This window comes from Prosthecobacter fusiformis, assembly GCF_004364345.1.
In the GTDB taxonomy this organism is placed as follows: domain Bacteria; phylum Verrucomicrobiota; class Verrucomicrobiia; order Verrucomicrobiales; family Verrucomicrobiaceae; genus Prosthecobacter; species Prosthecobacter fusiformis.
This window is the reverse complement of record NZ_SOCA01000011.1, coordinates 74,609-90,145: the sequence shown is the minus strand read 5'-3', so window position 1 is coordinate 90,145 and position 15,537 is coordinate 74,609. Positions and strand designations below refer to the sequence as shown.

At 56.5% G+C, this 15,537-nt stretch carries 8 protein-coding genes; 5 read left to right on the top strand and 3 right to left on the bottom strand.

The genetic code is table 11. The annotated features are described in order from the left end of the window. Nucleotides 1–137 precede the first annotated feature (137 nt). The 4 genes from EI77_RS20440 (at nucleotide 138) to metK (ending at nucleotide 5,084) form a co-directional block, all read left to right on the top strand. A complete protein-coding gene (locus EI77_RS20440) occupies nucleotides 138–1,103 on the top strand; it encodes a S1C family serine protease (RefSeq protein ID WP_133797169.1) in 966 nt (321 codons plus the stop codon). A gap of 2 nt (nucleotides 1,104–1,105) precedes the next feature. After that, entirely contained in the window at nucleotides 1,106–2,191 is a 1,086-nt protein-coding gene (locus EI77_RS20435) for a PDZ domain-containing protein (RefSeq protein WP_133797168.1), read from the top strand. A gap of 138 nt (nucleotides 2,192–2,329) precedes the next feature. Then, nucleotides 2,330–3,754, top strand: a complete 1,425-nt coding sequence (locus tag EI77_RS20430) for a hypothetical protein (protein ID WP_166647396.1) — start codon at nucleotides 2,330–2,332, stop codon at nucleotides 3,752–3,754. A gap of 109 nt (nucleotides 3,755–3,863) precedes the next feature. Continuing rightward, nucleotides 3,864–5,084 (top strand): methionine adenosyltransferase, encoded by a 1,221-nt coding sequence (gene metK / locus EI77_RS20425; RefSeq protein ID WP_133797166.1) that lies wholly within the window; start codon nucleotides 3,864–3,866, stop codon nucleotides 5,082–5,084. A gap of 247 nt (nucleotides 5,085–5,331) precedes the next feature. On the opposite strand, the gene EI77_RS20420 is transcribed toward metK, so the two are convergent. Continuing rightward, complete coding sequence (locus EI77_RS20420; RefSeq protein ID WP_133797165.1) at nucleotides 5,332–6,558, bottom strand: PQQ-binding-like beta-propeller repeat protein; 1,227 nt, start codon at nucleotides 6,556–6,558, stop codon at nucleotides 5,332–5,334. 134 nt (nucleotides 6,559–6,692) lie between these two features. Between EI77_RS20420 and EI77_RS20415 the strand changes: the two genes are divergently transcribed. Beyond that, nucleotides 6,693–7,055, top strand: a complete 363-nt coding sequence (locus EI77_RS20415) for an MmcQ/YjbR family DNA-binding protein (RefSeq protein WP_133797164.1) — start codon at nucleotides 6,693–6,695, stop codon at nucleotides 7,053–7,055. Nucleotides 7,056–7,180: 125 nt separating this feature from the next. Here the strand turns inward: EI77_RS20415 and rpoC are convergent, their stop codons facing one another. After that, nucleotides 7,181–11,329 (bottom strand): DNA-directed RNA polymerase subunit beta', encoded by a 4,149-nt coding sequence (gene rpoC / locus EI77_RS20410; RefSeq protein ID WP_133797163.1) that lies wholly within the window; start codon nucleotides 11,327–11,329, stop codon nucleotides 7,181–7,183. 48 nt (nucleotides 11,330–11,377) lie between these two features. Beyond that, a complete protein-coding gene (rpoB, locus tag EI77_RS20405) occupies nucleotides 11,378–15,232 on the bottom strand; it encodes a DNA-directed RNA polymerase subunit beta (protein WP_133797162.1) in 3,855 nt (1,284 codons plus the stop codon). Nucleotides 15,233–15,537 lie beyond the last annotated feature (305 nt).

Here is a 15,537-nt window from a genome sequence, read left to right as displayed (position 1 = left end):
CAGACTTTGATATTCTATAAATCTGGCAATGCATCCGTTTTGGCTCCCGTTTCGAAGAGCTTTAGACATCTTGGCTTGAATCTCGCTGATGAATTAAGAAGAATTTCAGCCATCTTGCACGTTAGATTTGAGTCGTTATGAGAAATGACCTCCTTCTGAGACTTGTAGGGCTGATCTTATATCTGCCTGTCCTGGCCGTTGGGGCAGAGGCACCAGACCCACGCGTCTTCCTGGAACTCCAGGAAAAAGTCCAGACCCTGCTCCCGAAAGTTCGCCCCGCCGTAGTCGCCATTCTCACGGGAGATGGTACCGCCAGTGGCGTCATCATGAGTCAAGAGGGCCTCATCCTAACCGCCGCCCACGTGGCCGAGCGGCCTGGACGGGAACTGCGCGTCATCTTTGAAGACGGCACCCAGGCCACCGCCACCACGCTGGGGCTGGACAAGACCACCGATGCCGCCCTCATGCAGCTCAATGAAAACGACCGTGAATGGCCCCATGTCAAAGTTTCCCGCCAAGTCATCAAGGCACAGCCAGGGGAATGGTGCTTCGCCCTCGGCCATCCAGGCGGTTTTGATGAAAAACGCGGTGTCGTCCTGCGCGTAGGACGCATCGTAAAACAGACCGCCAATTCCCTGCAAACGGACTGCGTTCTCATGGGTGGGGACTCTGGAGGGCCGCTCTTCGACCTCAATGGCGACGTCATCGGGATTCACAGCCTCATTTGGGAGGGGCGCGATGAAAACATGCACGTCTCCATGGCCCCCTTTCTCCGCTCCTGGGATGACATGAAAAGCAGCCTCGTCATCCGCACCTGGGGCACTGGCAGCGGCGGCTACCTGGGCGTCTCCACGGAAATGAATGACCAGGGAGCACTGGAAGTCATTGAGGTCCTGGCCGGGTCGCCATCTGAACAAGCCGGCCTGAAAAATGGTGATCTCATCCTGGCTCTCAATGGCGAGCCTATTACCGGTCTGCCCCAGTTTACCCATGCCGTGCGCGCCCGCCCTGCCGGGGAGGAAGTACAACTGCGGCTGCGCCACCTCAACAGCGAACGCGATGTAAAAATCACACTGGGCTCCCGCCCCAAGAACCAAGGATAATCATGAAATTCCCAGCCTCCCCATGGATAGCGGCCTTGATGATCCTCACCCATACGGTGCGGGGAGAGCTAAAAGCACCCCTGCAAACAGAGGAGATGACCAATGGCAGCCAGACGCTGGCCCCTTTGGCCCAGCTCCAGACCCAGGTCATCCGCAGCACGGCCCTGCTAATGAACGCTCAGGGTAAGCCCACCGCGACCGCCACTTGGGTGGGGGAGGAAGGTTACTTCATCACCAAAGCCAGCGAGGTGCCACGCCTGGAAGACTGCACCGTGGAACATAGCAGCGGTCCCAATGCCCGCATCCGCGAAATCCGCCGTGATACCAAGCACGATGTCGTCCTGGCCCAGGCCATCGGCGTGCAGAAGGTTTCACCCGTCCGCTTTGACTCCTCCAAAAAACTCACTTTTGGCCAATGGATCGTCGCCCCCTCCAGGGGTACGGATTTGAAAATCGGTGTCGTCAGCGCCAAGCGCCGCCCCATCAAGGGATTCGGGGCAGCCATTGGCATTCGTATGGATGACCGCACCGCTGCCGAGATAGCCGGGGTCCGCATCGTCGGCGTCGCTGAAGACAGCCCCGCTGCCACTGCCGGATTACGAGCCGATGACATCATGATCGAGCTGGCCGGGGAAAGCGTACGTGAATTTCGCCGCGTCAATGAGATCATCTCCAAGCGCCAGCCAGGGGAGGAGATCGCCGTCAAATACCGCCGCGCGGGCAAAGAAGACCTGCTGCACGTCCGCTTGGCCAGCCGCACCAAAGTACTTTCAAACTGGGATGGTGAGGACTTTGCCAATGGCGGCATCTCCATCCGCACCGACAACTTTGCCGAGATCCTCCAGCATGACCTGCCCCTGAACCCGACTGACATGGGCGGCCCCCTGCTGGACCTCCAGGGCCGCGCCATCGGCCTCAACATCGCCCGCGTGGACCGAGTCACCACCTTCGCACTGCCCAGCGAGATTTTCTGGCCGATCATCGAAAAATGGATGGAGGCCGACCTCCACCCACCCAAGGCCGTGCCTGCCAACGCGCTCGAATCCAGTCCCCCACAGCCTGTCAAAAAAATGCAGCCAAACGGTTGAGACGATACGTCATCAATAAGAATTGAATAATAGATTAACCACTCTCGATACGTATTACAACCTATAGACACCACCATTAAATTAGACAAAAATTCCTACCTCGCTTAGGTGATGAAGTCTTTAGTGGACCTCTATAAAATGAATACCTCTCGGCTACTCTGTCTGACGACGTTTATCTTTTCCTCCCTTCTTGCAGCAGAGCAACCCATCGGTTTTCCCAAAGAAAAGCCCCTCGTTTATATAGCTGTTCCTGATGACTGGTTGTCCGCGGAGGAAAAGGGCAGCCTGTTTGTCGTGCCTCCAGTGGAGAATGACCCGACGGCGGTAGAGTTCAGCCACTTGAAAGCCACTAAGGATAATCCGGCAGCCGCATTGGCGGAGGCCAAAGCCTGGGCGCAGGAGGACTTTAAACTCACCTCTTTCGAAGAAGGTGACTGGAGAAACATCAACGGCCTTGATGTCAATCTTAGCCGCTGCATCGGGGAAAGCAAGGAAGGTGAAAGCCTCCTATTCCTCATCCTGATTCGTCATCCAAAGGCTGAAACACACCTTTTACTTTCCCTCATTTCATCCCCCGAGAAAATTGAGCTGCACGAAAAAATCATCCATAGAATCTTCGCTTCTGTCGGGGATGAACCTCCGGCCCTGCCCGCGCATGTCATTGCAAGCGAGAATGAGAAAGCGGCTTTCACTTTCAATGAGGTAAGCTTTTTTCTGCGCTTCACCCACCAAGGCATGCACGAGTATCTGCCTGCGGGTGAAATCGTGGAAGACTGGAAGACCCTCTTTTCCATCCAAAAAGTGGAAGGATTCGATGACCCGCTGGCATTGGCTAATAAAATCATCGAAAACACCCAAGCAACCAACCCCAAATCCAAGGCCAAGGTGATAACCGATGAAGACACGGGCATTTACATCACCGATCACCTGCTTCCCTCCCCGGAAGGCACCACCCCGCCATTTGTCGAGTGGGCTCTGATGCGCATTCAAAAAAACGCCAATGGCCTCTTGTGTCTTCAATATTCTCGCCGTTACAGCGACTACGCCACCGCTGAAGCAGCCATTGATAATGAGCAAAAAAAGATTCTATCGCTCCTCACAGAATTCTCGCCACCCAGCCTGACTCAGACCTACTGCTATCCCAATGATAAAGACCCCGTCTTTACCATCAACTTCCCGGCTGGCTGGAGCTTGCAAACCATAGAGCATGGAGCCTTTTCAGAATCACCGGACAGAATCGCTGCCTTCGATGCACTGCTGAATGACCAAGCCGACTTCGCGACCGCTACAGAAGACTACAAAGCAAAGTTGAGCAGAAATTATGACAGCATTGAGTGGGCCCCAGCCCCCTCTCAGAGAACCAATGAGGCACTGGGAGTAACCTCCACCCACCACCAGGCCATCGCGATGAAGGGAGCCTTGGAAATCAGCATTAGCTTCGTCACCTATGTCCGCAAGGATGGTGATAAATTCCTCATCTTAACCTCTCAGCGTACTCAGGAAGGTTTGGAAATACACGGGGACACCATCGATCAGACCTTCAGATCCATCCGGGTCAAGTAAAGGGGCTGGCCACCGACCTCAATTCCACATTGACGCCAACGCCGGGGACGATACTCTATACCGACGCATCAACGCATCATCATTCGTCCATATAATCAAATAAAGCACCATGTCACGCTCTTACATTTTCTCTTCTGAGTCCGTCGGCGAAGGCCATCCAGACAAAGTCTGCGATACCATTTCCGATGCCATTCTCGACGCCTGCCTCACCGTGGACCCGAAGAGCCGTGTGGCCTGCGAAACCTTCGCCAAGAGCAACATCGTCGTCGTCGGTGGAGAGATCACCATCCCCAAGCTCCAGGACAAAAAGAAAGGCACCACCAAGCCCATCGATGAAGTGATAAACGTTGGCAAAGTCATCCGTGATGCAGTCCGTGGCATTGGTTATACCAATGATGACGACATCTTCCATGCCGACCAGATCTTCATCAACAACTACCTCACCATCCAGAGCCCGGACATCGCCCAGGGTGTGGATGAAAAGGCTGCCGAAGGCAAGAAGCACTCCGAGCAGGGCGCTGGCGACCAGGGCATCATGTTCGGTTACGCGTGTGATGAAACCGAGGAGCTCATGCCTGCTCCCATCATGTATGCCCACCGCCTGGGCCGTGAGCTGACCAAGATCCGCAAGGCAGGTAAAGCCGCCAAGTGGCTCCGCCCCGACGCCAAGAGCCAGGTCTCCGTGGAATATGTGGACGGCCGCCCGACCCGCATCGTCAACGTCGTCATCTCTACCCAGCACGCCGCCAGCGTCGAGCACGCCGAGATCGAAAAATTCTGTATTGAGCAGGTCATCAAGAAGGTCCTTCCAAAGGGCATGCTGACCAAGGACACCGAATACCTCATCAACCCGACCGGCAAGTTCGTCGTCGGTGGTCCACAAGGGGACAGCGGCCTCACAGGACGCAAGATCATCGTAGACACCTACGGCGGCATGGGCCGTCACGGCGGTGGTGCTTTCTCCGGCAAAGACCCGTCCAAAGTGGACCGCAGCGCCGCCTACATGGGCCGCTGGGTCGCCAAAAACGTCGTCGCCGCAGGTCTCGCCTCCAAGTGCGAAATCCAGTTCGCCTACGCCATCGGTCACCCGCTGCCAGTCAGCGTGCACATCGACAGCTTCGGCACCGGCACCATCAGCGATGACGCCATCCTGGACGCCGTCCTGAAGACCTTCTCCTTCAAGCCTGCTGACATCGTCAAGCAGCTCGACCTCCTCCGCCCCATCTATTCCAAGTCCACCAACTACGGTCACTTTGGCAAGATCGACGACCCAGACCTCACCTGGGAAGTCACCAGCAAGGCAGAGGCCCTCAAGAAAGCCGCGAAGTAAAACACACTTCCAGTTAGGCTAATACCCCTCACATCAAGCCGCGCCGGGTCCGCCCTGCGCGGCTTTTTGTTATCCAGTCGTGAGCTCTATAGCCCCCACTCCTCCCGCGCCCAACTGAGCACTGAGCACTGAGCACTGAGCACTGAGCACTGAGCACTGAGCACTGAGCACTGAGCACTGAGCACTGAGCACTGAGCACTGAGCACTGAGCACTGAGCACTGAGCACTGAGCACTGAGCACTGAGCCTCACCGCGCCACCGTCTGCGCCGTCCTTTTGCCCACGCAAAACAGATGCTTGCTGCCTCGGATAAAGATCTGCCCTTCACTCAAAGCCGGAGAAGAAAAGACCTTTTCGTCCAGCTCGCTCTCCGCCAGCAGATCATACTTTTTCCCCGGCTTGATGCTGCGCAGCGTGCCGAAATCATTCACAAAGTACACACATCCCTCCGCGCTCACCAGAGACGCATGGTGCTCCTTCATCCGCTCCTCCCAGGCGATCTCTCCCGTCTTCGCCTCAAAGCAATGACCGATACCTGAATCACTCACCACCAAGAACCAGCCATCCTCACACAAAGGACTCGGCACATAAGCCACCCCCTTGTTCGTGCGCCACTCGATGTGGGTATAAGTCACATCCCCAAAACCGTCCGGCCTGATGGCCAAGATATGATGCTCAGGAAAGCCACCGCTAAGCAGTAGCAGACCAGACTTTTCATCATAAACCGGCGATGCCACGAATTGCTCAGTCGGCCCGTCCATCATCCACAGCAGCCGTCCGTCACGTGGATCATAGCTTGTCACACACTTGCTTCCCGTCAGCACCATCTGCGTGCGGCCTGCCATCTCACGGATCAGCGGCACGCAGTAACTACGCGTCTGGTTAGGCCGCTGGATACGCCACAGCTCCCGGCCATCTGTCCTGGAAAACGCCACCATGTAACCAGGGCCGTCATGGTCACAATTCACGATCACCTTGTCCTCAAACAGGATCGGACTGGAGCAGAAGCCGTGCTTGCTGGCGAAGGGGCCAGGCCGCACCTGCCATACCTGCTTTCCAGAGAAATCATGGGCGCTGACCACCACTTCCGTTTGATCCAAAAAAGCCGTGAAAATCCTCTCCCCATCCGTAGCAGGTGTGCTGGAGGCATGGCTGTTGAGCCGGTGTTTCCCCTCCAGTACCGTCGTCAGCACTGGCTTCTGCCACAGCAGCTTACCGCTGCTCCGGTCCAGGCACAGGATCACCCGCGTCTGCTCCTCCGGCAGGGACGCCACCGTATAGATGCGTTCCCCCCAGACAATCGGAGAAGCATGACCCTCCCCCGGCAGTTCCGTTTTCCAGGCCAGCGTTTTCTCCGTCAGCTCCAGGGGAAATCCACGGTCTCGGCTGCGGCCATCCATCTGCGGCCCCCGCCACTGCGGCCAGTTCTCAGCCTGAAGACTCGTGGCGAGGAGGAGGAACAAAACGTAACGCATAGTCAGACAGTATCGGTTTGAAACAGGCGGTTCAATCAAAAGCGGTTTTGAATGTATCGGCTCCCACCCTGCCTCTGGCTCCTCAATCCGCTGGCACATTCTCCCAGTGCCTCCATTTTAGGCTCACTGCCGTCATGACCCTCGCTGATTTCTGCGCCCACTGCCTTTCCCTCCCCCAGGTGGAAGAAACCACCCCCTTCGGCCCAGACGTGCTCGTCTATAAAGTGGCCGGCAAGATGTTTGCCCTCACCACCCCCGATGAGTATCCGCCATCAGCCAATCTGAAGTGCGATCCTGAGCGTGCCATCGAATTGCGTGACCGATACGAGGACATCCAACCCGGCTATCACATGAACAAACGCCATTGGAATACCCTCATCCTCGAAAGCAGCCTGCCCACTAAACTGGTCAAAGAGCTTATCGGGCACTCCTACCAGCTCGTCGTCTCTGGTCTGCCTAAAAAGCTGCGCGAGACCTTACGCTCAGACTCCCAGTAATCTCTAGCACCCCACGTTTCAAAAGACCAGAAGAAGGCCGACAGTCCAAGCCACAAACCTCTTCCCCAAAAAAGAAAACCCCTGCCGAGACAAGTGTCCGGGCAGGGGTTTTGAGTGAGGGGTTGTTAGGCCTGCATCAGGTCCGCTTCATCTTCCTGCTCAACAACAGGGGACTTCTCAGTCTCCACGATGTCGAAGTTACGATGGCTGATGAAACCGGTGCCGGCTGGGATCAGGTGACCCATGATGACGTTTTCCTTGAAGCCACGGAGGTAATCCGACTTCGCAAGGGTGGCGGCTTCCGTAAGCACACGGGTAGTGTCCTGGAAGGAAGCGGCGGAGATGAAGGACTCCGTTTCGAGGGAAGCCTTGGTGATGCCAAGAAGAACCGGCTCAGCCTCTGCAGGCTTACCACCTTCTTCAGACACACGCTCGTTTTCGCGCTCGAACTCGGTGCGGTCCACCTGGTCTCCCCAAAGGAATTCCGTGTCTCCCGTCTCCGTGATCTTCACCTTGCGCAGCATCTGGCGGATGATGATTTCGACGTGCTTGTCGTTAATTTCCACACCCTGGGCGCGGTAAACTTCCTGCACTTCGTTGACCAAATGCTCGCGGAGCGCCTGAGGCCCAAGAATCTCAAGGATTTCATGCGGCACCACAGGCCCGTCGGTCAGCTGGTCACCCTTGGTCAAAATGTCACCATTATAGACCAGGATGTGCTTGCTACGCGGGATGAGGTGCTCTTCCTGCTGGCCGCTCTTCTGGTCGGTCACCATCACGCGGCGTTTGCCACGGACCAGACCGCCGATTTCGACGACACCGTCAATACGGGCGATTTCGCAGGCATCCTTCGGCTTACGGGCTTCGAAAAGCTCGGCCACACGAGGAAGACCACCAGTGATGTCCTTCGTCTTGCTGGCCTTACGAGGCGTCTTGGCCAGGGTCGTACCGGCTTCCACTTTCTCACCGTTCTTCACGTTGATGTGAGCGCCGGCAGGGATGGTATAGCTGGCGAGGACTTCGTGCGTCTTGGCATTGGTCACCACCACCTGTGGGTGAAGGTCTTCCTTGTGCTCAATGACGACGGTTTCTTCGTTGCCTGTAGATTCGTTCTTCTCTTTCGTGAAGGTAATGCCGGCGATCATGTCGCGGAATTCAATCTTACCCGCCTTCTCCGTGATGATCGGCATGTTGTATGGATCCCAGGTCGCAACCTGTTCACCCTTCTTCACGACCGTGCCATCCGGCTTGGCGATGATAGCGCCCAGCATCAACTTATGGCTTTCCAGCTCACGACCGTCTTCGTCGATGATGGTCAGGACACCATTCTTCGTCAGGGCGATCCACTGGCCTTCAGGCGTCTGCACCATGCGCATGTCGGAGATCTTGAGGATACCGGCATTCTTCACATTGATGAAAGGCTGCTTGAAGCTGCTCATGGCCGCACCACCGACGTGGAACGTACGCATCGTCAACTGCGTTCCAGGCTCACCGATGGACTGGGCGGCAACGATGCCGACCGCTTCACCGATTTTCACCAGGCGGCTCGTAGCCAGGCTCAGGCCGTAGCACATCGCGCAGCAGCCACGCTTGCTTTCGCAAGTCAGCACGGAGCGGATCTTCAGCTTCTCCACACCGATCTTGGTGAGGTGGGCCGCTTCCTTCTCCAGCACGAGCTGGTTGGCAGAAATAATAGCTTCTTTAGTGACCGGATCGTGGATGGTCTCGCAGCTTGTGCGGCCATAAACACGGGTCTTCAGGTCCACCACTTCTTCGTCACCCTGATAGATGGAGGCGAGCGTGATGCCATTGACCGTGCCGCAGTCGTTTTCTGTGACGATAACGTCCTGGGAAACGTCCACCAGCTTACGGGTCATGTACCCGGAGTCAGCCGTCTTCAGAGCCGTATCCGCCAGCCCCTTACGGGCACCGTGGGTGGAAATGAAGTATTCAAGCACGCTCAGGCCTTCACGGAAGTTCGAGGTAATCGGACGCTCAATGATCTCACCGGACGGCTTGGCCATCAGGCCGCGCATCCCTGCGAGCTGCTTGATCTGCGTCTTGTTACCACGGGCACCGGAGGTGACCATCACGTAAAGCGGGTTGTGGTGCTTCTTGCCGTCGTTGTATTCCAGTGTGCGGAACACTTCATCAGCAGTCTGGTCACCCACCTGCGTCCAGACGTCGATCACCTTCTGCTGGCGCTCACCGTCCGTGATCAAACCACGGCGGTAGAGTTTTTCCACGTCTTCGATTTCCTTGTAGGCGCGCTCCAGGGCACCTTTCTTGGAAGCCGGGATCACCATGTCAGTAATACCGATGGAACAACCGGAACGGGTCGCTTCGCGGAAGCCCAGATTCTTCAGGCGGTCCAAGCATGCCACGGTTTCCTTCTGACCCACGGTCTGGAAGCAGCGCCAGATGATGTCCGAAATCTGCTTCTTGCCGACGGTGTTGTTGATGAAACCGAGCTTCTCAGGCCAGATTTCGTTGAAACGCACACGGCCTGCGGTCGTCTCGATGAAAGTCTTCGTCGGGTCACCAAAGGCACGCTTTGGCTGCTGATAATCCGGGTTGCGATAACGCACCTTGTCATTGACGCCCAATCCGCCTTCATCGAGGGCGAATTCGACCTCGGCCGGATCATTAAAGATCGGCATGCGGTCAGGGCTGTCTGACTTCTTGGCCTTGGCATCATGCGCAGGGAACTCGCGCAGATAGGTCAGGAAGTAGCAGCCCAGAGGAATGTCCTGGGAAGGCGTGGTGATTGGCTTACCGCTGGCTGGGCTGAACAGGTTGTTCGGAGCCAGCATGAGCAGGCGTGCTTCGAGCTGTGCTTCCACAGAAAGCGGCACGTGGACGGCCATCTGGTCACCGTCAAAGTCAGCGTTATAAGCGGTACAAACCAGGGGATGCACGCGGATAGCTTCACCTTCGATCAGCTTCGGCTCAAAAGCCTGAATGGACAGACGGTGGAGGGTCGGCGCACGGTTCAGGAGCACTGGGTGTCCCTTCGTCACTTCATCCAGGATGTCCCAGACTTCAGGTGTGCGGCGCTCGATCATCTTCTTGGCGGAGCGCACCGTGTGCACCAGGCCCATCTCTTTCAGACGGCGGATGATGAACGGCTCGAACAGGACGAGGGCCATCTTCTTCGGAAGACCGCACTGGTTCAGAGTCAGCTCAGGTCCGATAACGATGACGGAACGGCCAGAGTAGTCAACGCGCTTGCCGAGAAGGTTCTGACGGAAGCGGCCAGACTTGCCCTTGAGCATGTCGGACAGGGACTTCAGAGGACGGTTGCCAGCACCCGTGACAGGACGGCCGTGACGGCCGTTGTCAAAGAGGGCGTCCACCGCTTCCTGAAGCATGCGCTTCTCGTTGCGGATGATGACGTCCGGCGTGCGCAGCTGAAGCAGGTTCTTCAGACGGTTGTTACGGTTGATGACACGACGATAGAGATCGTTCAAATCCGAGGTAGCGAAACGTCCACCTTCCAGAGGCACCAGAGGACGCAGGTCCGGCGGCACGACAGGAAGCACTTCCATGATCATCGCCTCAGGGCGGCTGTGCGATTCGGCAAAGCCCTGGCAGAGCTTCAAGCGCTTAGCCAGCTTTTTGCGGATCTGCTTGGAGCGTGTCTTCGTCATCGCTTCTTCCAGGTCCTTGATCGCATCGGTCAGATTGATCTGGCTGAAAATATCGCGGATGGCCTCAGCACCCATGCCCACGCGGAAAGCGTCAGCACCGTACTGTTCTTCAGCTTCACGGAGGTCCACTTCGGTCAGGAGCTGGCCGCGCAGCAGCGGGGTGCTGCCGGGATCCACCACCATGTAGTCTTCATAATAGATCACGCGCTCCAGGCTGCGGGCCGTCATGTCCAGCATGAGGCCGATACGGGATGGCATGCACTTGTAGAACCAAATGTGCGTCACCGGCACGGCGAGCTCAATGTGGCCCATGCGCTCACGGCGCACACGGGACAGGGTCACTTCGACGCCGCAGCGGTCGCAGATCACGCCCTTGTGCTTGATACGCTTATATTTACCGCAGGCACATTCCCAGTCACGGGTAGGTCCGAAGATACGTTCGCAGAAAAGGCCACCCTTTTCTGGCTTGAACGTACGATAGTTAATGGTCTCAGGGTTCTTCACTTCCCCGTGGCTCCAGGACCGGATCCGGTCTGGAGAGGCGATGCAGATCGACACAGAGTCGAACTCCTCACCGGTGGGCTTTTCCCCGAAAATTTCTTTCAAGCTCGCGTCAGCATTCATAGTCGTTATTTGATGCGTTAAAGGTTTTTTGGCTTGGTTCAGGGTTGATTACGCACCGGCGGTGAAACGCTCGATGGCTTCCACATCAGCGTCCATGGAGGCACGCTTGTGGACCCGCACATCCAGACCCAAGGACTGCATTTCCTTGATCAGCACGTTGAAGGACTCAGGTGTACCAGCCTCCAGCGCGTTATCGCCTTTGACGATCTGTTCATAGATTCGTGTGCGGCCCTGCACGTCATCCGACTTCACTGTCAGGAGTTCCTGAAGCGTGTAAGCGGCACCGTAGGCCTCAAGAGCCCAAACTTCCATTTCCCCGAAACGCTGGCCACCATACTGGGCCTTGCCGCCCAGAGGCTGCTGGGTCACCAGAGAGTATGGGCCGACAGCACGGGCGTGGATCTTGTCAGCAACAAGGTGTCCCAGCTTCAGCATGTAAATGTAACCCACCACGACGTCGAGGTAGAAGGAGTCACCTGTGCGTCCGTCGAAGAGTTTCGACTTACCGTTCAGGCCCATCCATTCATACCCTGGCACCTTCTTGGCGTCCTGGATGTATTCCATGATCTTGGTCTCAGGAATACCGTCGAAAACGGGTGTGGCAATAGTCATGCCCAGAGCCTTAGCCGCGAGGCCAAGGTGGGTTTCAAGCACCTGTCCGACGTTCATTCGTGAAGGCACCCCAAGAGGGTTCAGCACGATGTCCACCGGAGTTCCGTTTTCCAGATAAGGCATGTCCTCTTCCGGCACGATCGTGGCGACGATCCCCTTGTTACCGTGGCGACCGGCCATCTTGTCACCCACAGAAAGCTTACGCTTGCTGGCGACGAACACGCGGACCTGCTTGACGACGCCGTCAGCGGCTCCGTCTTCGCTGGTTTCGATGCGGTCCAGGTTACGCTCACGTTCCATGTCAGCATCGGCGAACTTCTGTTCGAAGGTCTGAATGATGTCGAAGATTTTGTTACGGATCGGGCTCGGATCGATTTCCACGGAATCGTAGCTCTCAGCGAGCTTGCGAAGCAGGGTCTTGGTGATCTTCTTGTTAGCGCCGAGGATGATTTCACCGGTCTGGCCGTTGACCACGTCCAGAGGGATCTTCTCGTTCAGAAGGATGTCGCTGAGCTTCTCAGTGAGCTGCTCGGTCAGGTCTTCCTTCTTGGCGCGATAGTCTTCTTCGATCTGCTTGATCTGCTTCTTGGCTTCGGCAGGAGAAAGCTTCTCCTTGTCCGCACCGTTGACGCCACCACGCTGGGCCAGCTTGACGTCCATCACGATGCCGGTGCAACCCGAAGGCACGCGCAGGGAAGTGTCCTTCACGTCCGCCGCTTTTTCACCGAAGATGGCGCGCAGGAGGCGCTCTTCAGGAGCCAGCTCCGTTTCAGATTTCGGAGTGATCTTGCCGACGAGGATATCGCCAGGCTTCACTTCAGCACCCACGCGGACGACGCCGTCCTGGTCCAGGTTCTTCAGCGCTTCATCACCGACGTTAGGAATGTCACGGGTGATTTCTTCAGGCCCAAGTTTTGTATCACGGGCGATGACGTCGAAGTCTTCAATGTGGATGGAGGTATAGATGTCCTCTTTCACCACACGACGGCTGATGACGATGGCATCTTCGAAGTTATAACCGTTCCAAGGCATGAACGCGACGAGCATGTTCTTGCCCAGGGCCAGTTCACCATTGTCGGTACAAGGACCGTCAGCGAGCACGTCACCCTTTTTAATTTTCTGTCCACGCTTCACCAGCGGGCGCTGGTTGATACAAGTGCCAGCGTTAGAGCGGCCGAACTTACGCAGCGGGTAAACAAAGATCCCCTTCTCCGTATCCGTCTGCACGGACTTCATCGGATCAGCCAAGAACTGTTTATCGCTGACAGGCAGGTTGCCGTCTTTGCTAATGATGATGATGTCAGCCGTCGCGGATGCGACGACACCGTTGGAATCAGAAACGATCACCGCACGAGAGTCACGGGCAGCCTTGCCCTCCATACCGGTGCCCACGAGGGGTGCCTCAGCTTCCAGAAGCGGCACGCCCTGGCGCTGCATGTTCGAGCCCATCAACGCACGGTTGGCGTCATCGTGTTCCAGGAAAGGAATCAAGTTGGCAGCAATGGAGACGAGCTGCTTTGGAGACACATCCATCAGCGTCGGCTTGTTCGGCTCGACTTCCAGGAAGTCACCACGATAACGCACGGTCACCTTGGCGGCCGTGAAGTGGCTCTTGTCATCCAGACGGTTGTTAGCCTGGGCGATGAAGTGGTTCTCTTCCTGATCAGCCGTGAGGTATTCGATCTTGTCTGCCACCACGCCGTCTTTAACGGGGCGGTAAGGAGTCTCGATGAAACCGAATTCATTGATGCGGGCATAGGAACCCAGGGAGTTGATCAGACCGATGTTCGGACCTTCCGGTGTCTCAATCGGGCAGATACGGCCGTAGTGAGAAGGATGCACGTCGCGAACTTCGAAACCAGCGCGGTCACGGTTCAGACCGCCAGGCCCAAGGGCAGATAGACGGCGCTTGTGGGTCAGCTCGGCCAGAGGATTGATCTGGTCCATGAACTGGCTCAACTGGCTGCGGCCGAAGAAGTCACGCACCACAGCGCTGAGCGCTTTGGGATTGATCAGCTTAGCCGGAGTCATGGTGTCCATGCTCACGTCAAACAAGGTCATACGCTCTTTCACCAGACGCTCCGTGCGGGCAAGGCCCACACGGCACTGGTTAGCCAGCAATTCACCCACGGCACGCACACGGCGGCTGCCCAGGTGGTCAATATCGTCCAGAAGACCTTCACCAGCGCGCAGCTTGAAGAGGTAGCTCATGGCGCTGATCACGTCATTCGGGTCCAGAATGCGCATGTCTGAATCTGTCTTCAGAGTCAGCTTCTGATTGATCTTGTAACGGCCGACGCGGGTAAGGTCATAGCGCTTCGGATCGAAGAACAGACGCTTTACCAGAGCACGGGCATTTGGGATGGTCGGAGGATCACCAGGGCGCAGACGGCGGTAGATTTCCTTCAGAGCTTCATCTTCATCCTTCGCCGGATCTTTACGCAGGGAGGTGACGATGAGGTCGTCCTGCGAGGCAGCGATGACCTTGACGCTCTTGTGACCAAGCTGGATAAGCTGACGGATAACGCCAGCAGTCAGTGGCTCATAGGCACGGGCAACGATGAGTTCACCATCCAGGATGTCCTTGAACAGCAGTTTCGTGGAGACTTCTTCTTCGCTGAGGTTTTCCTTCAGCTTCAGGTCTTCGATGTTGTAGAACAGCTTGAGGATGTCCTCGTCGTGGGAATAGCCGATCACGCGAAGAAGCGTGGTGGCCAGGAACTTGCGACGACGGCGGCGGCGGTCCAGGTAAACGTAAAGAAGATCGTTCGTATCGAACTGGACTTCCAGCCAGGTACCGCGGTCAGGAATGATGCGGAATCCGTAGAGCCAACGGCCGTTCAAGTGCTGGCTGCTCTCAAAGCAAATACCAGGGGAACGGTGAAGCTGGCTGACGACAACACGCTCAGCACCATTGATGACAAAGGTGCCACGGTCCGTCATGAGTGGGATTTCACCCATGTATACACGCTCCTGCTTGGCACCGGCTTCATCACGAAGCTCAAAGGTGACATAAAGGGGGGCGCTGTAGGATTCAGCTTCACGGATGGCTTCCAGGGCCGTGAGCTTGGGCTCGCCGATTTCATACATGACGAAATCGAGCGTCATCTTGGCATCGTAACTCTCGATAGGAAAAACTTCCTTGAAAACAGCCTGCAAACCAACTTCCTTGCGCTTGGAGGCGAGGATGTTCTTTTGAAGGAACTCCTCATAGGACCGGAGCTGAATCTCGATCAGATTCGGCGGCTCGGCGACTTCATGAATTTTGCCAAAATTGGTGCGCTGGGACATAAGCAAAGGTAAGGAGACAGGGTGGCAACGGCGGAGGCGGGGTGCAGGGGGGTGAACCTGCGGGCACTGAGGGTCAGTCAATCCGGCAGCCAGCCGGAAAACTGAAGGACTCAGCGTGAAAATAACGAAGCCAGAACGCAGACCGAAGTCCCCGTTCAGGCGGTGAAGCAGATATTACGCGACCCGCTTCCGGTCTGACACTCTCATTTCCAAAGCAAACGCTTCGGTCAGTGGAGAATGTACGAACCAGTGGGCGGGGCATGCGAGATTTAAATTTTTTCAGAAAGGAGGTTCTTTGTGAGACT